General features: G+C 68.3%; 20 protein-coding genes. 10 read left to right on the top strand and 10 right to left on the bottom strand.

The window, feature by feature from the left end; genetic code table 11:
• Positions 1-5: 5 nt before the first annotated feature.
• The 3 genes from ACFXHA_RS40760 to ACFXHA_RS40750 form a co-directional block, all read right to left on the bottom strand.
• Positions 6-2,018 (bottom strand): hypothetical protein, encoded by a 2,013-nt coding sequence (locus ACFXHA_RS40760; protein WP_379365972.1) that lies wholly within the window; start codon positions 2,016-2,018, stop codon positions 6-8.
• A 69-nt stretch (positions 2,019-2,087) separates the two neighbouring features.
• The gene (locus ACFXHA_RS40755) at positions 2,088-2,702 is read right to left on the bottom strand and encodes an MspA family porin (protein WP_379365970.1); all 615 of its coding nucleotides are present in this window, start codon (positions 2,700-2,702) and stop codon (positions 2,088-2,090) included.
• An 84-nt stretch (positions 2,703-2,786) separates the two neighbouring features.
• Positions 2,787-3,005, bottom strand: coding sequence for a hypothetical protein (locus ACFXHA_RS40750; RefSeq protein WP_379365968.1), 219 nt, complete (start codon positions 3,003-3,005; stop codon positions 2,787-2,789).
• An 87-nt stretch (positions 3,006-3,092) separates the two neighbouring features.
• Here ACFXHA_RS40750 and ACFXHA_RS40745 point away from each other — a divergent pair, with 87 nt between their 5' ends.
• Positions 3,093-3,530, top strand: coding sequence for a nitroreductase family deazaflavin-dependent oxidoreductase (locus tag ACFXHA_RS40745; RefSeq protein WP_379365966.1), 438 nt, complete (start codon positions 3,093-3,095; stop codon positions 3,528-3,530).
• Positions 3,531-3,622: 92 nt separating this feature from the next.
• Here ACFXHA_RS40745 and ACFXHA_RS40740 read toward each other — a convergent pair whose 3' ends face one another.
• On the bottom strand, positions 3,623-3,988 hold the full coding sequence (locus ACFXHA_RS40740; protein ID WP_379365964.1) for a hypothetical protein: 366 nt from the start codon (positions 3,986-3,988) through the stop codon (positions 3,623-3,625).
• Positions 3,989-4,237: 249 nt separating this feature from the next.
• Between ACFXHA_RS40740 and ilvA the strand changes: the two genes are divergently transcribed.
• Entirely contained in the window at positions 4,238-5,593 is a 1,356-nt protein-coding gene (gene ilvA / locus ACFXHA_RS40735; RefSeq protein WP_379365962.1) for a threonine ammonia-lyase IlvA, read from the top strand.
• 35 nt (positions 5,594-5,628) lie between these two features.
• On the opposite strand, the gene ACFXHA_RS40730 is transcribed toward ilvA, so the two are convergent.
• Complete coding sequence (locus ACFXHA_RS40730) at positions 5,629-6,306, bottom strand: response regulator transcription factor (protein WP_379365960.1); 678 nt, start codon at positions 6,304-6,306, stop codon at positions 5,629-5,631.
• 189 nt (positions 6,307-6,495) lie between these two features.
• Here ACFXHA_RS40730 and ACFXHA_RS40725 point away from each other — a divergent pair, with 189 nt between their 5' ends.
• Both ACFXHA_RS40725 and ACFXHA_RS40720 read left to right on the top strand, forming a co-directional pair.
• Positions 6,496-7,653, top strand: coding sequence for a DUF2235 domain-containing protein (locus tag ACFXHA_RS40725; RefSeq protein ID WP_379365958.1), 1,158 nt, complete (start codon positions 6,496-6,498; stop codon positions 7,651-7,653).
• Positions 7,654-7,736: 83 nt separating this feature from the next.
• On the top strand, positions 7,737-9,128 hold the full coding sequence (locus tag ACFXHA_RS40720; protein ID WP_379365956.1) for a serine/threonine-protein kinase: 1,392 nt from the start codon (positions 7,737-7,739) through the stop codon (positions 9,126-9,128).
• A 6-nt stretch (positions 9,129-9,134) separates the two neighbouring features.
• Here the strand turns inward: ACFXHA_RS40720 and treY are convergent, their stop codons facing one another.
• The 3 genes from treY to ACFXHA_RS40705 are packed head-to-tail and all read right to left on the bottom strand — an operon-like array spanning position 9,135 to position 14,668.
• Positions 9,135-11,543, bottom strand: coding sequence for a malto-oligosyltrehalose synthase (gene treY / locus ACFXHA_RS40715; protein WP_379365954.1), 2,409 nt, complete (start codon positions 11,541-11,543; stop codon positions 9,135-9,137).
• Between the two features lie 11 nt (positions 11,544-11,554).
• Complete coding sequence (gene glgX, locus ACFXHA_RS40710) at positions 11,555-13,666, bottom strand: glycogen debranching protein GlgX (RefSeq protein ID WP_379365952.1); 2,112 nt, start codon at positions 13,664-13,666, stop codon at positions 11,555-11,557.
• 33 nt (positions 13,667-13,699) lie between these two features.
• Entirely contained in the window at positions 13,700-14,668 is a 969-nt protein-coding gene (locus ACFXHA_RS40705) for a GNAT family N-acetyltransferase (RefSeq protein ID WP_379365950.1), read from the bottom strand.
• A 110-nt stretch (positions 14,669-14,778) separates the two neighbouring features.
• On the opposite strand from ACFXHA_RS40705, the gene ACFXHA_RS40700 reads away from it, so the two are divergent.
• From ACFXHA_RS40700 to ACFXHA_RS40685, 4 genes are all read left to right on the top strand, one after another.
• Entirely contained in the window at positions 14,779-16,047 is a 1,269-nt protein-coding gene (locus tag ACFXHA_RS40700; protein ID WP_379365948.1) for an adenosylmethionine--8-amino-7-oxononanoate transaminase, read from the top strand.
• Positions 16,048-16,275: 228 nt separating this feature from the next.
• Positions 16,276-16,764 carry a MarR family winged helix-turn-helix transcriptional regulator gene (locus tag ACFXHA_RS40695; protein ID WP_379365946.1) on the top strand — a complete coding sequence of 163 codons (489 nt, stop codon included), beginning with the start codon at positions 16,276-16,278 and terminating at the stop codon, positions 16,762-16,764.
• Positions 16,761-17,570, top strand: a complete 810-nt coding sequence (locus tag ACFXHA_RS40690; RefSeq protein WP_379365944.1) for an ABC transporter ATP-binding protein — start codon at positions 16,761-16,763, stop codon at positions 17,568-17,570. The genes ACFXHA_RS40695 and ACFXHA_RS40690 overlap by 4 nt, the downstream gene beginning before the upstream one ends.
• Positions 17,530-18,375, top strand: coding sequence for an ABC transporter permease (locus ACFXHA_RS40685; protein WP_379365942.1), 846 nt, complete (start codon positions 17,530-17,532; stop codon positions 18,373-18,375). The genes ACFXHA_RS40690 and ACFXHA_RS40685 overlap by 41 nt, the downstream gene beginning before the upstream one ends.
• A gap of 54 nt (positions 18,376-18,429) precedes the next feature.
• Here the strand turns inward: ACFXHA_RS40685 and ACFXHA_RS40680 are convergent, their stop codons facing one another.
• Complete coding sequence (locus ACFXHA_RS40680; RefSeq protein WP_379365940.1) at positions 18,430-18,723, bottom strand: hypothetical protein; 294 nt, start codon at positions 18,721-18,723, stop codon at positions 18,430-18,432.
• Positions 18,724-18,827: 104 nt separating this feature from the next.
• Between ACFXHA_RS40680 and ACFXHA_RS40675 the strand changes: the two genes are divergently transcribed.
• A complete protein-coding gene (locus tag ACFXHA_RS40675; RefSeq protein ID WP_379365938.1) occupies positions 18,828-19,982 on the top strand; it encodes an 8-amino-7-oxononanoate synthase in 1,155 nt (384 codons plus the stop codon).
• Positions 19,979-20,665 (top strand): dethiobiotin synthase, encoded by a 687-nt coding sequence (bioD, locus tag ACFXHA_RS40670; protein WP_379365936.1) that lies wholly within the window; start codon positions 19,979-19,981, stop codon positions 20,663-20,665. The genes ACFXHA_RS40675 and bioD overlap by 4 nt, the downstream gene beginning before the upstream one ends.
• Here the strand turns inward: bioD and ACFXHA_RS40665 are convergent.
• Positions 20,654-21,451 (bottom strand): alpha/beta fold hydrolase, encoded by a 798-nt coding sequence (locus tag ACFXHA_RS40665; protein ID WP_379365934.1) that lies wholly within the window; start codon positions 21,449-21,451, stop codon positions 20,654-20,656. The genes bioD and ACFXHA_RS40665 overlap by 12 nt on opposite strands.
• Between the last annotated feature and the right edge of the window lie 87 nt (positions 21,452-21,538).

Here is a 21,538-nt window from a genome sequence, read left to right as displayed (position 1 = left end):
CCGGGTCAGCGGGAACGCCGCCGCTGCAACAGGATCGCGATCGCACCGAGCGCGCCCACCGCCAGCGCGATCCCGCCCGCGAGCGCGATCCGGCGGGCCAGCGGGATTTCGGTGTCGGTGACCTTCGCGGCGGCTTCTGCCTCGGGCGAACCCGCCAGCGGATCGAAGAGCTCCGGATCCCGATCGCCGACCTGCAACAGCACCGGCCCGGCCAGCCGGAAGGACCGGTCCGGATCGGCGATCAGCCAGGTCAGCAGCCGGTCCAGATTCTGCGGGGCCGCGGTGGAGGTGGCCACCACCACGACCCGCTTACCGGTCCAGGTGGCCTGCAGCGAGCCGAAGTTCAGCGGCGGTCGCAGATCGATCTTCGTCTCCAGTTCGGCGTCGTCGCCGTAGACGGTGAGCGTCTCGCCACTGCGCGACAGCGGCAGCGTAATCGACTGCGGGACATCACCGTCCGCCGCGATCAACACCGCGGGCAAGGTCGAGCGGACCGCGTCGTCGAAGCTCACCAGCTCCGGCCGCAGCGGCACCGAGGTGAGCCGCTGCACCGCGATCAGCACCTGCGCGGCGCGCACGGTATCGGCGAATCCCGGTGTCTTCAAACCGATCTGGACCCGCGGCAGCAGCGCCTGCGGCACCGCGCCCAGCCCGCCCGGCACCGGCGGCGTCGCGGGATCGCTCCGCACGACACCGTCCGGATCGATGGTGAGCGTCACCGGCTGCTCGAGCCCGCAGCCGTGGGTCAGGCCCGCCTGCTGCAGGGTCACCGACACCGTGGTGAAGCGGGTCAGCAACGCGTTCGGGATATCGACCCACTGATCGAAGTGCCCCGACGAGGTCACCGGCCAGGCCGCGAGCTGCCGGTCCCCGACGGTCACCGCGAGCTGACCGTTGAGCGTGTCCGGCAGCGGAGTGTGATTGCCGTACAGGTTGATCCGCACATTCTTCGACGAACGGCCCAACCGGGTCATATCGACGGCGAAGTCGATCCGCACATACCCGATGGCGGTCGCGCTGAGCCGGTTCTGGCCCAGCTCGGCCAGCGTCGTGGTCTCCGGGGCCAGCTGCGGCGCGGCGGGCAGGCCCAGCGCGGTCGCGGAGGTGCCCAGCGCCGCCTTGGCGAGATCGCTGGTGAGCAGCCGCATCTGGGTCGGCAGCGCCTTCGCGTCACCGGAGACGGTCACCACCGGCGCGGCCCCGGCGGTGAGCCGCACCCCGGCGTCGGCGTCCTCCCGCACCACGATCTGGCGTTCCAGGAAGGCGGGCGGATGATCGGGCGGTGTCGCCCCGCTCGCGATCGGCCGGATATCCACCGTGACAGGCGCATTCGCGTAGCGGGCGGTCACCGCGGTGGTCAGCGACAGCACCGCCGCGCTCTCGGTCGTCGACGGGGTGGCCGGGGTGTACACGGTCAGTTTGTTCAGGACCGGCGGCAGGAATTCCGCCACCGTGGTCGGCTGCGCTTCCTCGCCGGAGTAGATCACCGCGGCATCGGTCAGGGTGAGCGGCTGCCCCTGCCAATCCTCCGGGCAGATACCGGCTTCCGGCAGCAGCGCCGAGGTCAGGGCGACGCTCACGGCCGAGCCCTGAAGTTTGGCCCCGGCCAGCGAGATCCGGATCGGGGCGCGCGGATCCTGCGGCAGCCCTACCCGATCCAGCAGCCGCTGATCCGAGCGAGCTTCGAGGGTGCCCCGCGCCAGGGTGGGCGGCAGCTGCACGGTGCCGGTGATCGCGGTCGGCGCGAGGCCCGGCAGCAACGGCAGTGTGAGGGTGACTTCGTGCTCGCGGCCGGGGAATTGGAGCGACTTGCCCAGTCCCAGGCTCTGCAACGCGATCGGATGATCCCCGGGCTCGGCGTTCGCGGCGGGCAACGGGCCGGGCCCGAACCCGACCGGCACGGTCCCGACCGGCAGTGACACCATCGCGACCGGCAAGGACAGCGTCGCCACCGCGAGGGCGGCCGTCGCGGCGCACCGGCCGGACCACCTGCGGGACATGAGCGTGCGAGGGATCATGCGGAGGCTCCCAGGGGCGGAGTCGGGCCATCGGAATGGCGCGGAGCCCGGTGCGTGTCCGGACCGGGTTTACAACCAGGTGGGGTCGCCGAAAACCGCACCGCTGTCATCGGTTTCGGCGGATTTGGCGTAGATGTAGGTGTACTGCCGGATGGAGACCGGCCCGGCGCACTGGTTCACCGCGATATGGAAGTCGCGGATGATGATCTGCACCTGCTTGCCCGGGATGAGGTCCTTGTCGGCGACGGCGATGTCCTTCACCTCGCCCGGAGCGAGATTGACGCTCATCGGCACCTGGATATTCGGCCCGATGATCTGCAATGCGGGACTCTGCGAGAGGTTCCCGCTCGGCACATACACCTGGGGGATCGCCCCGAGGTTGCCGTTGGGCAGGGTGACCGAGCAGCCGACGTGATAGCCGGTCTTGAGCTGGCCACCGGCGATGCCGTCGACCCTGGCGTAGGACATATTGCTGACCATCGCCTCGCGGGTGGTGCCGACCTGGTTCAGCGGCGCGATGCGGTTGACGAACTCGTCGCGATTGCCGACGGTGAAACTACCGAAGGTGGACTGATAGGTCCGCTCGTGGGGTGCGAGCGTGACGATATCGGCGCGCGCGGGCTGTCCGGCGGACAGGGCGGCACCGACGGCCAACAGGAGAACGCCCAGCGTGGACAGCCTCATGAGCTTCAAGCTAACTGAGAATTTGCCGGAATCACCCGAGGGACACGGACAGCACGCCCGGATTTAACAGAAGAACGTCCGCGATCAGTGCCGCGTCATGGCCAGCAGCCAGCGCAGCGCCGCCACGGTGGCCGCGCCCAGCACGGCGACCTGCACCGAACCGGTGATGAGGGCGAGCATCAGGCAGACCACCACACCGGCGAACAAGGCTTCCAGCTTGTAGACCGGCCACGCCGTTCCGGCGATGTCCACGGTGGCGCGCGCGGAGGCCCGCTCGGTGTCCGTAGGGTTAACCACTGCCATACGGACAGGGTAGGAGGAGACCTAAAGTTCGGTCAACCGAAACCTGGTGTCGGGAACAACACATCATCGGTAATGGTTGAGCACGTCATGCCACTAATCGGAGAGTATGAGCCCAGCCCTTCCGACTGGGCCCGAGAGCAGGCCGAGCAGTACGAGAACTCGCAGGGCGCGGAGGCGAACCTGCTGCGCGGCGTCCCGATCATTCTGCTCACCAGCCGCGGCAACAAGTCCGGCAAGCTACGCAAGACGCCGCTCATGCGGGTCGAGCACGACGGTGAGTACGCGATCGTCGCCTCCCGTGGCGGCGCGCCTTCGCATCCGGTCTGGTACCACAACATCGTGTCCGACCCGCACGTCGAACTGCGGGATCAGGCCGTGGTCAAGGACTACGACGCCCGCGAGGTCACCGGCGACGAGAAGGACCTGTGGTGGAAGCGCGCGGTCGAGGTCTGGCCGGACTACGCCGAGTATCAGAAGAAGACCGACCGTCAGATCCCGGTATTCGTCCTGACTCCGCGTCCCTGATCGTCGCCCGCCGCGACACCGGGAAGCACGGCGGTCGATAAGCGAATGCCCCGGTCACCTTGTGGCCGGGGCATTCTCGCGTCAGGCAGTCGTCAGGGCAGGACCTGCGGGACGACATCGGGGGCGATGGCTCCCGTGGCGAGGCCGACGACCGTGCCGATGAGACCCCAGTTGATCGCGCCCGAGAGCGCGGCGCTGCCGACCGCCGCGGAGCCGATGCCGGGAATGATCAGGAGCGGCGAGGTCAGCAGTGCGCCCACGCCCGCGCCGGCCGCGGCGCCGATGCCCGCGCCCGCGGCGGCACCGTTGGCCAGCGGGTCGTGGTTCTGGGCGTCGGGGTTGGTGGCGACCGGCTCCAGCGCGACCGGCTCGGCCGAGGCGGTGGTGGTGCCCGCGGCAATGCCGAGGGTGATCGCGGCGGCGGTCAGCGTAATGGCAACGGGCTTACGGAAATTCATCAGGTTTCGACCTTCTTGCGTCTGGTTCTCGGAGTATCGACGCTAACTAGACGTTTGCTGACATCGCAAAACGGAGGTTCGGCCTCCTCTGGCAAACATGGTCAGATGACCAGTTCGCGACCCTGGTGTTAGCCGGCTCACCCTGCCGGGCTCTCGGCAAACCGGCCGGGCGGTCCAGCAAACCGGACTATCCGCACCGAATCCGGCGGTGCTGCGGGTGACCCGCCCGCTCCCAGCTAGCATGTTCGGGTGTCTGATCCGCTTGCTGTAGCCGAGAAAGTGTCCAATCCGCTGCCCGAATTGTCGGCGGACGAGATCGATGCGGCCGCCAAGCGAATTTCGGACATTATCGAGCCGACACCGTTGCAGCGGAATCCGCGGCTGTCGGCGCTCACCGGGGCCGAGGTCTACCTCAAGCGCGAGGACCTCACCGCCGTGCGCTCCTACAAGATTCGCGGCGCCTACAACCTCATGGTGCAGCTGACCGAGGCCGAGAAGTCCGCCGGTGTGGTGACCGCCAGCGCCGGAAACCACGCCCAGGGTGTGGCTTTCGCGTGCCGGGCCATGGGCGTGCGGGGCCGCATCTACGTGCCGACCACCACCCCGAAGCAGAAGCGCGACCGAATCCGCGTCCACGGCGGCGAATTCGTGGAACTCATCGCCGTCGGCGACACCTACGACGCGGCCGCCGCGGCCGCCACCGACGATGTCGCCCGCACCGGGGCCACCATGGTGCCGCCCTTCGACGATCCGCGCACCGCCGCCGGTCAGGGCACCATCGCCGCGGAATTCCTGGAACAGCTCGGCCGCCAGCCCGATCTGGTGGTGGTGCCCGTCGGCGGTGGCGGCTGCCTCGCCGGTGTCGCCACCTACCTGCGGGAGCGGTCGCCGCAGACCGCGCTGCTCGCGGCCGAGCCCACCGGCGCGGCCTCCATGACCGCCGCACTGGTGGCGGGCGGCCCGGTGACCCTGCCCGAGATCGATCCGTTCGTCGACGGCGCGGCCGTGCGCCGGATCGGCGGGGTCGGGTATCAGGCGGTGGTGCGCTTCGGCGGCGCGGTCCGTTCGCATGCCTCGCTCCCGCTGCTCACCAGCACCGAAACCCGTTCGGGCGCGGGCTCTTTCCGCATGCTGCAGGTGGACGAGGGTGCGATCTGCACCGCCATGCTGGAGCTGTATCAGAACGAGGGCATCGTCGCCGAACCGGCGGGCGCGCTCGCAACCGCCGCGCTGGCGGAGATCGACGTCGAACCAGGCTCGACGGTGGTGGTGCTGCTGTCCGGCGGCAACAACGACGTCTCCCGCTACGGCGAGGTCATCGAGCGCTCACTGGTGCATCAGGGGCTGAAACACTATTTTCTGGTGGACTTTCCGCAGGAACCCGGTGCGTTGCGCCGCTTCCTCGACGAGGTGCTCGGGCCCGACGACGACATCACCGTCTTCGAATACGTCAAGCGCAACAACCGCGAAACCGGTGCGGCCCTGGTCGGAATCGAACTCGGCACCCCCTCGGGCCTCGAACCCCTCCTCGAGCGCATGCACAAGGCCCCGATCCAATGCGAACGCCTCGACCCGAAATCCCCGGCCTACAGGTATCTGACGTAAAGCGTTGGATCCCAGCCATACTTCGCGAAGCGATTTCAGGCGTGCAGCAAATATCCTGCCGCCGAGGTGTGGATGATCGCGGGCTCGCCGAGTTTGCGGTCGAGGCGGGTGATCACCTCGTCGATGGCGCCGGCGGAGGTGGGGTCGCTGCAGAAGGCGGCGATCTCGGCCGGGGTAACCAGCGTGCCCGCGCGGGTGGCCAGCAATTCCAGTGCGCAGAATTCGCGGGTGGTCATGGTCAGCAATACGCCGCTGCGCCGGACCCGGCGGCGGAGTCGATCGACGACCAGGTCCCCGACGGTCAGCACCGGCGTGACCTGGGTCCGGCGGGGCGCGCACAGGGCGCGGACCCGGGCGGCCAGTTCGCCGAGCGAGAAGGGTTTGGCCAGATAGTCGTCCGCGCCACCGGCGTAGCTCTCGCGGCGCGCGTTCGCGCTGTCGCGCGCGGTGATCAGCAGGGCAGGTGTGCGATTACCCGATTCCCGTTGCCGCCGAACCAGATCCAGTCCGTCGCCGTCGGGTAGCCCGCGATCCACGATGAGGCAGTCGTAGAGCCGCACCCCGCACTGCGCTCCGGCGTCGGCGAGATTGCGGGCCAGATCGACGATGAATCCGGCGCCGCGCAGTCCGTCCGCGACCCGTTCACCCAGCTGCTCGTCGTCCTCGCACACCAGGACCCATACGGTGCGAGCGACTACTCCATCGTCGGACATGTGTTCACGGTGCCATAGTGATCGTGAACGATTTATGAGCGATCGCGCAGCGATCGTCCGGTGTTAACACCTCGGGGCCGGGTACTTATAGGGGCACGCGTCGGAGTTAACGGCCGCGAGTACCGCGGTCGATAATCGGGTAGTTCACTACGCGTGAAACCGAACGGTCAGAACGGGAGGCTGGCGTTCATGAAAAGGCTGGTGGTGTGCTGCGACGGCACCTGGAAGGCCGAGTCGAGCACGACGGTGTCGAACATCGTCAAGATCGCGGAAACGGTCAAGCTGACCGGGGCGGACCGGGAGGGGAAGTCCGTCGGTCAGCGGATCTGCTACGTATCGGGACCCGGATCGCGCGGGTTCATGTCCGACAAGCTGATGGGCGGCGCGTTCGGCCTCGGCCTGGAGGCCAATCTGTCGGCGGCCTATTGGCAGCTGGCGCTGAACTGGGAACCCGGCGACGAGATCTTCATCTTCGGGTTCAGCCGGGGCGCGTACACCGCGCGCAGCCTGGCCGGCATGATCAACCGCCTCGGAATCCTGAAGTACGACGCCATGATTCACGGCAAGTACCCGAAGGCGCTGGAGATCTACAAGACCCGCAAGAAGCATCCGGACGATCCGGATCCGCCCGAGTGGGCCGAATTCCGGGCCGAGTACTGCTATCCGGAGCGGCCGACCATCAATTTCCTCGGCGTCTTCGACACCGTCGGCGCGATGGGTGTGCCCGGGCTGACCGCGTGGAAGCACCGCTTCCACGATGTGCGGCTCTCGAAGATCGTGCTGTGTGCACGGCAGGCCCTCGCCATCGACGAACGGCGGCGGGAATTCGCGCCCTGCCTGTGGGAGATCCCCGCCGACCAGAAGGAACTGTTCAACCGGCCCGACCGGGTCAAGCAGGTCTGGTTCGAGGGCGTGCACAGCGATATCGGCGGCGGCTACGAAGACTGCGGCCTGTCCGACATCACGCTGCGCTGGATGATCGCCGAGGCCGAGGCCGAGGGACTCACCTTCGACCATGATCGCCTCGACACGCTGCTGCAGGGTTGCCCGTTCGACGCCAGCCATTTGCACGATTCGCTGAGCCCCGGCTTCCGGGTGCTGAATCTCGTTCGGCTGGCGGCGAGTTGGCGCAGTCCGCGCTTCTACTGGGATTCCTGGCGCAAACTGCTGCAGCCCGAGGATCAGGACAGCTTCCTGGCTTCGACGGTGCTGGATCGAAAGGACTACCGCCCGGCCAATATTCACCGCTGGTGCACTGCCGACCACGGTCCGGTGCCGCCGGATCTGGTCGAGCCTATCGAACTGGTTCCGCTGCCGCCGCCGGACGCGCGAGTGCTCTCGAGCTGACGGCCATGCTGATTTCCTCCTACCGGACTGTCGTCGCGGCGCTATCCTCGCATCGGCGGACTCCGGGAGGAGGTGCGCGGACAGTGGTCGCTTCCGAGCTGGTCGCGGGGTCGGTATTCGCCGGATATGTGATCGAGCGCCGATTGGGTGCGGGTGGGATGGGCACGGTCTATCTGGCCCGGCATCAGGTGCTGGATATGCCGGTCGCGCTGAAGGTGCTGACGCCCATGGTGACCGGCACCTCCGGCAGTGCGCAGTTCCGCCGGGAGGCGCAACTGGTGGCGAACCTGGCGCACCCGAACATCGTGGACGTCAAGGACTTCGGCGACGAACGTGGCACCCTCTGGATGGCCATGCAGTACGTCCCCGGCGGCGATCTCGCCGATCTCATCGAGGAGAACCCGCACGGCATCGACCCCGACCGTGCGGTGCGCATGATCGCCGCCGTCGCCGACGCCCTCGACTACGCCCACGCCCAACAGGTCATCCACCGCGATGTGAAGCCCGCCAACATCTTCCGCACCACCGGCACCGGCGGCACCGACTGGATCCTGATCGGCGACTTCGGCATCGCCCGCAGCCTCGCCGCCGAAGACACCCTCACCGCCAGCGGCCGCTGGGCCTTCTCCCAGCCCTACGCCCCACCCGAACAACGCATCGGCCGCCCCGTCGGCCCCCGCGCCGACGTCCACGCCCTGGCCGTCACCCTCTACCAACTCCTCACCGGCGAACTACCTGCCGAATTACCCATCTCCACAAGAGATCCCAAACTCTCGGCCCCCATGGCCCGAGTACTCGCCAAAGCCACCGCCTGGAGCATGGCCGACCGCCACCCCGGCTGCGGCGATCTCGCCTCGGCCGCAACCCGCGCCCTGCATGCGCACCCGCGCACCGACGGCGCGGTAGCCCGCATCACCTCCGGCCGTAGTCGGGTGGCGGCAGCGATCCGGCGCGTGTCCGATCCAATCGGTGAGAGCGGGCTACACGGGCACAGGCGGCGGATCGTCACCATTGTCGCGGCGGCCACCGGGGTGTTGGCGGCGGCGATCGCCGGTGTCCTGTACTGGAATTCCGGTTCGGACCCGAGCGGGGCCGCCCCGGCTCCGGCGGCATCCATCACCGCCCGCTGCCTGTACACGACCACGCTCTCGGTGGCCCCCGGCGTGCACGCCGTGGTCCCCGCGACCGGTGATGGCGGCCGCCACTGCATCCTCTCGATCAAGGACGCCGCCCAGGGCCCACTCGAGGGCGTGAAGGCCCTGCAATCCGCCCTCCGCACCTGCTACAGCACCCAAATCACCGACACAGACGGCATTTTCGGGGACGACACGAAACGCGCCGTCCTCACCGTCCAACAACAGCACTCCGTCAAACAGGACGGCGTCTTCGGTCCTCAGACCTCGAACGCTATGAACTGGCCGGTCTATTCCGCCGACAACACCCTCCAACCGCCCTGCCGCACCATCGCGCACTGACCACGGTCAGCGGACGAGGAGGGCTACGGGGAGGCGGGCGAAGAGTTTTTCGAGGCGGGCTCGGCCGGAGAAGGTGTGGCCGGTGAGGCGGTCGGTCCAGTGGCCTTGGGGGAGGTCGATGACGGTGTCGGTCCAGCCGCCAGCTTCGTCGAGGCGGATGCTGTGGCGGGTGGCGGCGACGATGACCTCGGGGGTTTCGCCGGTGCGGCCGCGGGCATAGGAGATTAGGTGGGCGGCGCGGTCGCCGGAGGCGAACAAGGGGGTGTAGGTGCCGCCTACGAAGCAGTCGGGGCGTTCGCGGCGCAGCCAGAGGGCGTAGGCGGCTATCCACATTTTGACCGCGCCGGAGGCGTCGAGATCGGGTGTGCCGGTGAGGGATTGCAGTAGCAGGGTGCGATGGGTGAAGTCGACGGGCCGGCGGTTGTCGGGGTCGACGAGGGAGTCCTCCCAGAGTTCGCAGCCCTGGTAGATGTCGGGGATGCCGGGGCCGCACAGTTGCAGCAACTTCTGCGACAGGGAGTCGGTCCAGGCGTGGGCGGCCAGATCGTTGACGAACTCGCCGAGTTCCGCGCCGACCGGCCCGTCCAGGACGCTGTCGATCCAGCGGTGCACCGCCGTCTCGAACTCGACATCCGGTTCTTCCCAGGAGGATTGGGTCCCGGCCTCGCGAACGGCCTTCTCCGCGAACTGGTGCAGCCGCTCCCGCAGTCCGGGCACGGCCGCGGCCGAGCGTCCGTCGGCGGGCCAGACGCCGAACATGTTCTGCAGCAGGAACAGCGTGGTCGCGCCGTCGGGTCCGGGCGCGATCTCCTCCCAGGTGCTGACCGAACGCGCCCAGATGTCGGGCACCTGCGAGAGCATGCCGATGCGGGCGCGCACATCCTCGCCGCGCTTGGTGTCGTGGGTGGACAGCGTCGTCATGGTTGCGGGCCAGCGGGCCGCCCGCTCGGCATTGGCTAGATGGAATTCGACGATCGAACGGCTGAACCGGGCCGGATCCGCGCCCATCTCCTGCAGCGACACCAGCCGCGCCGCGCGGTAGAACATGGTGTCCTCCACGGCTTTCGCGGTCATCGCCCCGCCCACCTGATGGAAGCGGGTAGCCGCCTCACCGCCGACGGACAGCGCGGTGACCAGCACCTGCAGCGGCGCGGTGAGCTCGGCATTGCGCCGCGCCACCTCGGCCACGACCGCACCGATCATCCCCGCCAGCGGCGCGTAGTCGGTGCGATACACCGGCACGAACGACAACACCTCGATGGCGGCGTTGGTGAGCGCCATGGTGTCGAAGGCGTCCGCGCGCGCATCGCGTTTGACCGCGGCGACCAGCCGGCGCACCTCGGGCACCAGCATGGTCTCGGCGACCGCGCGGCGAATCCGATGCTCCTGCTCCACGAACCACGCCCGGTCGCTGCCGTGCCCGGTGAACTGCCGCGACAGCTCGGTCAGCTGCTTCTCACCGTCGGGATCGATGAGCACCCCGCCGAGTTCGGCGAGCGCGTCGTAACCGGTGGTGCCGTCGATGGGCAGGGTGGCGTCGAGGGGTTCGCGCTCGGCGAGCACCTTCTCCACCAGCAGCAGCCGCTGCGGCCCGATCAGCTGCCGCAGTCGCCGCAGATACTCGCCGGGCCGGGCCAATCCGTCCGGATGATCCACGCGCACACCGTCGATCAGGTCGTGCTCACACCACGCGGCGAGTTCCCGGTGGGTGGCCTCGAAGACCGCGGGCTCCTCCTGCCGGATGGCGGCCAGCCCGCCGACGGTGAAGTAGCGCCGGTACCCGCACAGCCCGGACTTCCAGTTGACCAGCCGATAGTGCTGCTTGTCGTGGATGCGCAGCGCGTTCTCGCCATCGGTGCCCGGGGCGATCGGGAACCGCATATCGTGCAGCGCCAGCATGGGTTCGGCCCCGGAGCGGTCCACGGTCAGCGCGGCCGGATCGTTCTCCCCGGCCAGCACCGGCAGCGCGATGCGCCCGCCCGCGCCGTTGCCCGGCGTCCAGTCGATGTCGAACCAGGTGGCGTACTGGGATTCCTTGCCCAGCCGCAGCACATCCCACCACCACGCGTTCTGCTGCGGGTCGGCGACGCCCACGTGATTGGGCACCAGGTCGATGATCAGCCCCATGCCGCGGCTGCGGACCTCGTCGGCGAGCGCCTTGAGTCCGGTCGGTCCGCCGAGCCCGGCCGCGACGGCGGTGGGATCGGTGACGTCGTAACCGTGGGTGGAGCCGCGCGCCGCCGTCATGACGGGCGACAGGTACAGATGCGAAATGCCCAGCTGCTGCAGGTATTCGGCGATACCGCGCGCATCGGCGAAGGTGAGCGCGTCGGGCCGCAACTGCAGGCGGTAGGTGCTGCGCACGGGCGTCTGCCGGGCGATGGGTCCGGTGTGGTGTTCGGGCGAGCTGGTCATGGCGCTATCGATCATGCCGTACGGCGCAGCACGAGCAGACAGCGTGCGGGCACTTGCACGGTGGCGGCGGCGGGGCGGGCGGTCTTCTCGGCGGGATCGCCGGTGGCCGTGGAGCAGTCCAGGACGGTTGACCAGGCATTGCCGTAGCTCGCGGCGGGGAGTGTGAAATCGAGCTCTTCGTCATGAGCGTTGAAACACAGCAGGAACGAATCGTCGGTGACGCGTTCGCCGCGCGGGCCGGGTTCGCGAATCCCGTCGCCGTTGAGGAACACGGTCAGCGAGCGCGCGAAGGTGGTCATCCAGTCCGCGTCGGTCATCTCGGTGCCGCCCGGCGTGAACCAGGCGATGTCACCGAGCCCCTGGCTGTCCGGGGCCGGATCGAAGAAGCGGCGACGCCGGAAGATCGGGTGCGCGCGCCGCAATGCGACCGTGCGCGTGGTGAATTCGAGCAGATCGGCATGGGTGTGCATGAGGGTCCAGTCCATCCACGACAGCGGTGAATCCTGACAGTAGGCATTGTTGTTGCCCTGCTGGCTGCGACCGAATTCGTCGCCGTGCAACAGCATGGGCGTGCCTTGCGAGAGCATCAGGGTGGCGAGCAGGTTGCGGGCCTGGCGGGCGCGCAGCGCGAGGATCCCCGGATCGTCGGTGGGGCCTTCGACACCGCAGTTCCAGGAGCGGTTGTAGTTCTCGCCGTCGCGATTGTCCTCACCGTTGGCCGCATTGTGTTTGTCGTTGTAGGACACCAGATCCGCGAGGGTGAAGCCGTCGTGCGCGGTCACGAAGTTGATGCTCGCGCACGGCCGCCGCCCTGTCGCTTCGTACAGATCCGAGGACCCGGTGAGCCGGGAGGCGAACTCGCCCAGCGTCGCCGGTTGCCCGCGCCAGTAATCGCGCACGGTGTCACGGTATTTGCCGTTCCATTCCGTCCATGCGACCGGGAAATTGCCGACCTGATAACCGCCCTCGCCGACATCCCAGGGTTCGGCGATCAACTTCACCTGGCTGACCACCGGGTCCTGCTGCACCATGTCGAAGAACGTGGAAAGCCGGTCCACATCGTGCAATTCGCGGGCCAGGGTGGCGGCGAGATCGAACCGGAAGCCGTCCACGTGCATATCCAGCACCCAGTACCGCAGTGAATCCATGATCAGCTGAAGGGCGTGCGGATGCGCCATGTTGAAGCTGTTGCCGGTGCCCGTGTAATCCATGTAATGCTGCGGATCATCGTCCACCAGACGGTAATACGCGGCATTGTCGATGCCCCGGAAACTCAACGTCGGCCCGAATTCATTGCCCTCGGCGGTGTGGTTGTAGACCACGTCGAGAATGACCTCGATATCGGCGGCGTGGAAGGCGCGCACCATGGCCTTGAATTCGGTGACCCCGGAGGCCGGTGCGCTGTCGGCCGCATACCCGCGATGGGGTGCGAAATAGCCGAAGCTGTTGTAGCCCCAGTAATTCCGCAGCCCGCGATCGAGCAGGATCCGGTCATCGAGGAACTGGTGCACGGGCATCAACTCGACCGCGGTGACACCCAGTTTCTGTAGGTGCTCGATGATCGCCGGATGCGCCATCCCGGCGAACGTCCCGCGCAGCGGCGGCGGAACCTCGGGATGGGTGAACGTCATCCCCTTCACATGCGCCTCGTAGATCACCGTCTCGTGATACGGCCGACGCGGCGCGCGATCCCCGGACCAGTCGAAATACGGGTTGATCACCACCCCGGTCATGGTGTGCCCGAGCGAGTTCTGCCCGTAGTTGTAGGGCGCGGAATCGGTCCCGAAATCGCCCTCGAACGCCTTGCCGTACGGGTCCAGCAGCAGCTTGCTGGGATCGCAGCGCAACCCCTTGGTCGGATCGAACCGCCCGTGCACCCGGAACCCGTAGCGCTGCCCCGGCCCGATCCCTGGCAGATAGGCATGCCAGACATACCCGTCCACCTCGTCGAGCGGAATCCGGGTCTCGCGGTGATCGTCGCCGATCAGGCACAGTTCCACGCGCCGGGCGACCTCGGAGAACACCGAGAAATTCGTCCCGGCGCCGTCGTAGGTCGCGCCGAGCGGATAGGCGGTTCCCGGCCAGACACCGAGCGCGGTGGAGCCGGGGGTCGCGGGAGCCATGCCCCGACCCTATCGAGCCGGTCCGGGCCGCGGTCAGAGTCCCCTGCGCCAGGTCTGCCCGACCAGATCCACACCGAAGCTGTGGTGCGGATTCGATTCCACGAGTTCGAATCCCGCGCGCTCGTAGAGGTGCCGGGCCGAGGTCAGGATGCTGTTGGTCCACAACACCATCTCGGTGTAGCCGGCGTCGGCGGCGAAGCGCAGGCATTCGTCGACCAGCGCGCTGCCGACGCCGAGCCCGCGCGCGGACGGTTCGACCAGCAGCAGCCGCAACCGCGCGGTGGCGTCGTCCTCGCGCATGCAGTAGACGCAGCCGACCGGGTTGCCCTCGTATTCGGCGATCCAGGCCCGTTCCCGCTGCGGGTCATGGGAATTCAGCCAGTCGGCGACGATCTTGGCGGCCAGCGCCTCGTACTCGCCGTTCCAGCCGAACTCCTCGGCATAGAGCTCGGCATTGCGGCGAATCACCCAGCCGTGCTCGCCGGGGCGCGGGGCGCGCAGCACGACGGCGGCCGGATCGGCCTCGAGCTCGGTGTCGAGGATCTGCTCGATGGTGCGCATGGCCCCGACCAGCCGGGTCCGCACAGTGGGGGAGTGGTCTCCCAGTAGCCCGCCGATCTGCTCGTCGGTGCGCTGATCCAGCACCTCGAAGGCGGCGCGGCCGAGGCCGGTCAGCTCGACGATCTGCCGTCGCCCGTCGGCCTCCGACCGCCGCCGGGCCACCAGCCCGCGCTCCTCGAACCGGGCCAGAATCCGGCTCAGATATCCGGCATCCAAATCCAGCGCCAGCCGTAGATCCACCACCTCGGCGGCCCCGAAGTTGGCCAGCTCGAACAGGATCCGGCCCTCGGCGAGCGAGTATTCGGTGCCGAGCATGCCGCCCTGGAGGACGCCGATGATGCGCGTATAGCGCCGGTTGAAGGCGCGCACGGCGGCGATGTGGTGTGCCTCGATCAGCTGATCGGCGGTGCTCGTCCCGCCCTCGACAGAGTTGGTCGTCATCACGACTCCAATCCTTTGACCGAGTCAAAGAATACGCCGGAGCGGCTGGGTCGGGAATGGTTCGTGGTAACTTGAACACCGTTCAAGCCAGCTCCTCGTAAGGACTTCCTGTGGCATTGACCCCCGCTGAGATCGCCGCCCTCGACGCCGCGCACGTGTGGCATCCCTACGGCGGATTCCCCGCCGGGACCGAACCGCTCATCGTGGCATCGGCGTCCGGGACCCGGCTCACCCTCGCCGACGGGCGCGAGCTGGTGGACGGGATGAGCTCGTGGTGGGCGGCCGTGCACGGATACCGGCACCCGGTGCTGGACGCGGCGTTGATCGCGCAGGTCGGGAAGATGAGTCACGTGATGTTCGGGGGGCTCACCCACGAACCGGCGGTGCGGCTGTCGCAGTTGCTGGTCGAGCTCACGCCCGAGGGGCTGGACAAGGTCTTCCTCTGCGACTCCGGGTCGGTGTCGGTCGAGGTCGCGGTGAAGATGTGCCTGCAGTATCAGCGGGCGATCGGGCGGCCGGAGAAACATCGCCTGATGACCTGGCGCGGCGGGTATCACGGGGACACCTTCACGCCCATGAGCGTGTGCGACCCCGAAGGCGGGATGCACTCGCTGTGGACGGATGTGCTGGTGCCGCAGGTGTTCACCAGCGCGCCGCCGGAAGACTATGTACCCGAGTACGTTTCGGAGCTGGAGCGAGTGATCGCCGAGCACGCGCACGAACTGGCCGCGGTCATCGTCGAACCGATCGTTCAGGGCGCGGGCGGCATGCGCTTCCACGATCCGCGGTATCTGTCCGACCTGCGCCGGCTGTGTGACGAGCACGGTGTACTGCTGGTCTTCGACGAGATCGCCACCGGATTCGGCCGCACCGGAACACTTTTCGCGGCCGAGCAAGCTGGCGTACGACCCGACGTGATGTGCGTCGGCAAGGCGCTCACCGGCGGCTATATGACCCTCGCCGCCGCACTGTGCACCACCGAGATCGCCGAGACCCTGAGCCGCGAACACGGCGGCCTCATGCACGGCCCCACCTTCATGGGCAACCCCCTCGCCTGCGCGGTCGCGGTCGCCTCGATCGAACTACTGCTCTCCCGCGACTGGCAGGCGGAGGTGCGCGACATCGAAGCTGAACTGCACACAGGCCTCGCCCCGGCCCGCGACCTCCCCGGCGTCGCCGAAGTCCGGATTCGCGGCGCCATCGGCGTCATCCAGTTGGACCATCCGGTGGACATGCGCAAGACCACGCATGCGGCCGTCGAAGCTGGAGTGTGGTTGCGCCCCTTCCGCGATCTCATCTACTGCATGCCCCCGTTCATCAGCACCCCCGATGACGTCCGCCGCATCGCCACCGCCATGTGCGCGGCGGCCGCAGTCTGACTCTGCGGGCAGACGACCGGTTCCCCATCTACCGCGTGCCGGTTCATCGGCAGTTGTGACGACGTCTGCCGCATCACTGCCGCAATGTGTGCGGCGGTGGCCGTCTGACCACGGGCGAATTCGCGTAAACGGGTGGCCACCTCGCGGGCGGTCGCCGCGTGACGAGGAGTTGCGCGTGGAGGTCATCTCGCCGGGCAATACCTCTGAAACAGAGCTATCGTTGGGGGCGTGCCCGAATCTCGTGATGCCGAGGACCATGCCGAGCTGCTGACCCTGCTGTTCGGCAGCATGGGCAGGCTGCGGCGGCAGGTTGGGCGGCTGGCCGGGCGGTCCTTCGACGAGCCGGGGCTCTCGGGTGCGCAATCGGAATTCCTGCGGCTGATCGGGCGGCGGCCCGGCATGTCGGTGAAAGAGGCCGCCGCGGAACTGGGTTCGGCCGCCAATAGCGTCTCGACACTGGTCACCGGGCTGGTCGGTGCGGGACTGGTGGTGCGGGAACCGGATCCGCACGACCGCCGCACCATGCGCCTGTCGCTGACCCCGGACGCGCAGCGGATCGCCGACGCGACCCGGCGGCACCGGCACGCGGTGGTTGCCGACGCGCTCGACGAGCTCACCGAAACCGAACGCGCACAACTGCGTAACGGGCTGGCGGCGATGACCCGGCTCACCGATCTGCTGCACGAACGTGAGCACTCCCGTGGAGGCGACCGATGACCAGCGTGCCCGCCGTCGAATGTGTCGGCCTCACCCATCATTACGGCAGCACCGCCGTGGTCGACGACCTCGACCTCGCCATTGCGCGCGGCGAAGTGTTCGGACTGCTCGGGCCGAACGGGGCGGGCAAGTCCACCACTATCCGCCTGCTCACCACGCTCATGCCCATCCAGTCCGGCGCGGTCCGGGTGTTCGGGCTCGACGTGACCACCCGCGCCGCCGATGTTCGCTACAACCTGGGCTATGTGCCGCAACAGCTCTCGATCGAGGCTGGGCTCACCGGGCGGCAGAATGTGTCCTGGTTCGCGCGGCTGTTCGACGTGCCGCGCAACGAGCGCGCCGAGCGGGTCGACGAGGTACTCGACGCCATGCACCTGCTCGATGTGGCGGATCGCCTGGCGGGCAGCTACTCCGGCGGCATGATCCGCCGGCTGGAACTGGCGCAGGCGCTGGTCAACCGGCCCGCGCTGCTGGTGCTCGACGAACCGACCGTCGGCCTGGATCCCATTGCGCGCGACAGCGTCTGGGAGCGGGTCGCGCACATGCGCACCGAGTACGGCACCACCGTGTTGTTGACCACCCACTACATGGCCGAGGCCGACGCCCTCTGCGATCGAATCGCGTTGCTGCACAAGGGTGTGCTGCGCGCCACCGGCTCACCCGCCGAACTGAAGGCCGGACTCGGTCCCGGGGCGACCCTGGAGGATGTCTTCCGGCAGGCGGCGGGGGAGGGGCTCGACGATGTCACCGAAGGGAACCTGCGCAATGTCCGAAGTACTCGCCGGTCGGCCCGGCGCATGGGCTGACACCCCGTTCACGCCGGTCCTGGCCCCGCGCGGCTGGGCCCGCGTGCCCCGATTGGCCTCGCGGATCGGCACTTTCGCGCTGGTGGAGATCCAGAAGCTGCGCCACGACCAGACCGAGGTGCTGACCCGCGCCATCCAGCCGGTGCTGTGGATGGTGATCTTCGGGACCACCTTCTCGCGACTGCACACGCTGCCCACCGGATCGGTGCCCTACCTGGATTTCCTCGCGCCCGGCGTGATCGCGCAGTCGGCGCTGTTCATCGCCATCTTCTACGGCATCCAGATCATCTGGGATCGCGATGCCGGAATTCTTACCAAACTGCTCGTCACCCCGACCCCGCGCGCGGCGCTCATCACCGGAAAGTGTTTCGCCGCAGGCGTTCGCGCCATCGCGCAGATTGTGGTGATCGTGGTGGTGGCGCTGCTCATGGGCGTCGGACTCACCGGCAACCCGCTGCGCATTCTCGCGACCGTCCCGGCGGTGTTCCTCGGCACGGCGTTCTTCGCCTGCCTGTCCATGACCATCGCCGGGCTGGTGCAGGCTCGCGATCGGCTGATGGGTATCGGGCAGGCGATCACCATGCCGCTCTTCTTCGCCTCCAACGCCCTGTATCCGGTGGATCTGATGCCGGGCTGGCTGCGGGTGATCAGCCACCTCAATCCCCTGAGTTACGAGGTGGATGCGTTGCGCGGGCTGCTGATCGGTACTCCGGCAAGCCTCTGGCTCGACTTCGGCGTGCTCACCGGGGCGGCAGCGCTCAGCGTCGCGACGGCCTCGGCCCTACTCGGCCGTCTGGTCCGGTAGCCGACCGCGGTTGTCGGTCACCGGCGTGGGGTTCCACTCGCTCGCGGCGAGTCCTCAGCGGTTAGCTCGTTTTTCGCGCACTTTGTCTGAATTGTCGCTGTCGGACAGGACTTCCCAGACTCTGAACACGCAGTGATATTCGTCGGACCAGCCACGAGCGATCAACATGTAGGTGTCACCGTCGCGCAGGATCGTGCGCCGACTGATCAACCTTGGATGATCGGGAATGAATTTCGAAACGAGGTCCGGGACCTTCGCGAGGGCTTGTTCGCGGGTTCCCACCACCTCGGTGAGGATCTTCGGACTCCAAGTTTTGCTCTCGCCGAAGCCGGTCGTCTGCTCGACCACTATTGCCCATCGTGGCATCGCGCAGCCTCCTTACGAATCCCAGCATAGTCCCGCCCACCGACACCCATGGTCTCCTGAACGGCGTTCAAGTATGCTTCCGAGCTGTGACTGCCGATCCCTTGAGCTGGCTCGACACCCGCGCCGCCGAGCGCGTGGACGCCGGACTGCGCCGCGCCCTGCGCGCCCGCACCCCCGAGCAGGCGAGCATCGACCTGGCCTCCAACGACTACCTCGGGCTGGTACGCCACCCCGAGGTGATCGCCGGGGCCATCGCCGCGATCCAGCGCTGGGGCACCGGCGCGACCGGGTCCCGGCTGGTCACCGGAACCACCGCCGAGCACGAACAGCTCGAGACCGAACTCGCCGAATTCGTCGGGGCCGAGGCCGGATTGGTGTTCGCCTCCGGGTACGCGGCCAACCTGGGCGCGGTCACCGCGCTGGCCGGGCGTGGGGCGCTGGTGGTTTCGGATGCGGGCAGCCACGCTTCGCTGGTCGATGCCTGCCGGCTGTCGCGGGCCCGGGTGGAGATCGCGCCGCACCGCGATCCGGCGGCCGTGGATCGGTTGCTGTCGCAGCGTCGTGAGGAACGGGCACTGGTGCTGACCGACTCGGTGTTCAGCGCCGACGGCGATCTCGCGCCGCTGGCCGAACTGCACCGGGTGACGAGGGCCAATGGCGCGGTGCTCGTCGTGGACGAGGCGCACGGGCTGGGAGTGCGCGGCGACGGCGGTCGCGGGCTGGTGCACGAATGCGGGCTGGCGGGCGAACCGGATCTGGTCATCACCGCGACCCTCTCCAAAGCCTTTGCCGCGCAGGGCGGTGTGGTGCTCGCGAGCGAACGCGTCCGTGCCCACCTCATCGATACGGCTCGCACCTTCATCTTCGACACCGGGCTCGCCCCGGCGGCCGTCGGCGCGGCCCGAGCTGCTCTCGGACTGCTGCGCCGCGATCCGGCCATGGCCCAACGGGTGCTGGATCGCGCGGCCGACCTGGCGCGCATCGCCGGTGTCGGGCAACCGGATTCGGCCGTCGTATCGGTGGTGCTGGGTGAGGCCCAGGTCGCCTACGACGCCGCGCAGGCGTGCATCGCACGGGGGCTGTCGGTCGGCTGCTTCCGCCCGCCGTCGGTTCCCGAAGGCACCTCCCGCCTGCGCCTGACCGCGCGCGCCGACCTCACCCCCGGCGAACTCGCCACCATCGCAACGATTCTCACCGAGGTGCTCGCCGAAGCCCGCGCCCGCGAGGTGGTTCCCGCGTGACCCGTCTGCTGTTCATCACCGGCACCTCCACCGACGTCGGCAAAACCATCGTCACCGCCGCGCTGGCCGCCGCCGCCCACGCGGCCGGTCTGAACGTCGCCGTCTGCAAGCCTGCCCAAACCGGGGTAGCCCCCGGCGAACCCGGCGATCTGGCCGTCATCACCCGGCTCAGCGGTGTCACCCGCACGCTCGAACTCGCGCGCTACCCGGAGCCTTTGGCCCCGGATACCGCTGCGCGGCGCAGTGGCTACCCCTTGCTGACCTTGTCCGAGACCGTCGCCGGGATCGAATCCTGTGCCGACGCGGACCTGGTGCTGGTCGAGGGCGCGGGCGGTCTGCTGGTCCGCATCGGCGACTTCACCCTCCTCGACCTGGCTCAAAAGCTCGGCGCCCCGGTGCTGTTGGTCGCGGCGGCAGGTCTCGGCACGCTCAACCACAGCGAACTCACCACCCGGGCGCTGGCTGCGGGGGGAGTCGAATGCGCGGGCTTGGTCATCGGCTCCTGGCCGGGCGAACCCGACCTGGCCTCCGAATGCAACCGCACCGATCTCCCCGCCGTCACCGGCGTGGATCTGATCGGCTCGCTGCCCGCCGGCGCGGGCACTTGGCCCGCACCCGATTTCGCGGCCGCGGCTCCCACCTGGTTCGACCCGGCCTGGACCGCCGCCTACCTACGACCCTGAACCGGTATCGGGGCCGAAGAATTCACGCAAGGCGGCCGCGACCGAAGTGAAATCGTCGGGATGGTGGGCCAGCCCGTCCAATACCGTGAGCCGTGAATCCGGCAGGGCCGTATGGAGTTTCTCCATGCTCTCCAGCCCGTATCGATCACTCGCGGAACCCGCCAGCAGCAGGGCCGGTGTGGTCGTGGCCGACCAGCGGGACGGGTCCGGATCCATCGCGGCGAGGCATTCGAGGTCGGCGACCAGCCCGGTCGCGCGGAAGGCCATGGTCTCGCCCATCAAGCGCAGGATGCGGTCGGGAAGCGGTGGATCGCTGATGGCCCGGAAGAATTCGGTGACCGCCTCGGCGGGCTGGTCGGCGACGAGTTCGCGGGCTCGGTCCAAGGTCGGTCGCAGCGGGCCACCCGCGAACGCCAGCGGCGCTTCGTACAAGGCGAACCGTCGGATATTCGGGACGCCCGCGGCGAGTGCCTCCAGGGTGACCAAGCCGCCCGCCGAGTGTCCGAAGACGAAACTCGGGCCGTCCTGGCGTTCGAGCACGGCGGCCAGGTCATCTACCTGCCGCGTGAAAGTGCGTGGCCCCGTGCTGTTTCCGCTCGGCTCGTAGTCGCGCCGAGCGACCAGAACTACTCGGTAATCGGTAGCGAGCAGCTCGGCGAGCTGCTGATACATCTCCGTGGTGACCAACGCGCCGTGCACGATCACCAACGGCGGTCCGTCGCCGATCGTATGGAAGACGATGCGGGTGCCGTCGGCCGAGGTGACGCTGTCGGTAGTTGTCCACATGCCCCCATCGTGCCCGCCGCCGCTCGGCCTCGCCAGAATGCGCTGGTGCACAGCACGTCTCGACGTTCGATCGCGTCGGCGCAGGCT

The organism is Nocardia sp. NPDC059240 (assembly GCF_042753865.1).
GTDB lineage: Bacteria > Actinomycetota > Actinomycetes > Mycobacteriales > Mycobacteriaceae > Nocardia.
Note: the sequence above shows the minus strand (reverse complement) of the source record. Positions and strands in the feature narration are given on the sequence as shown.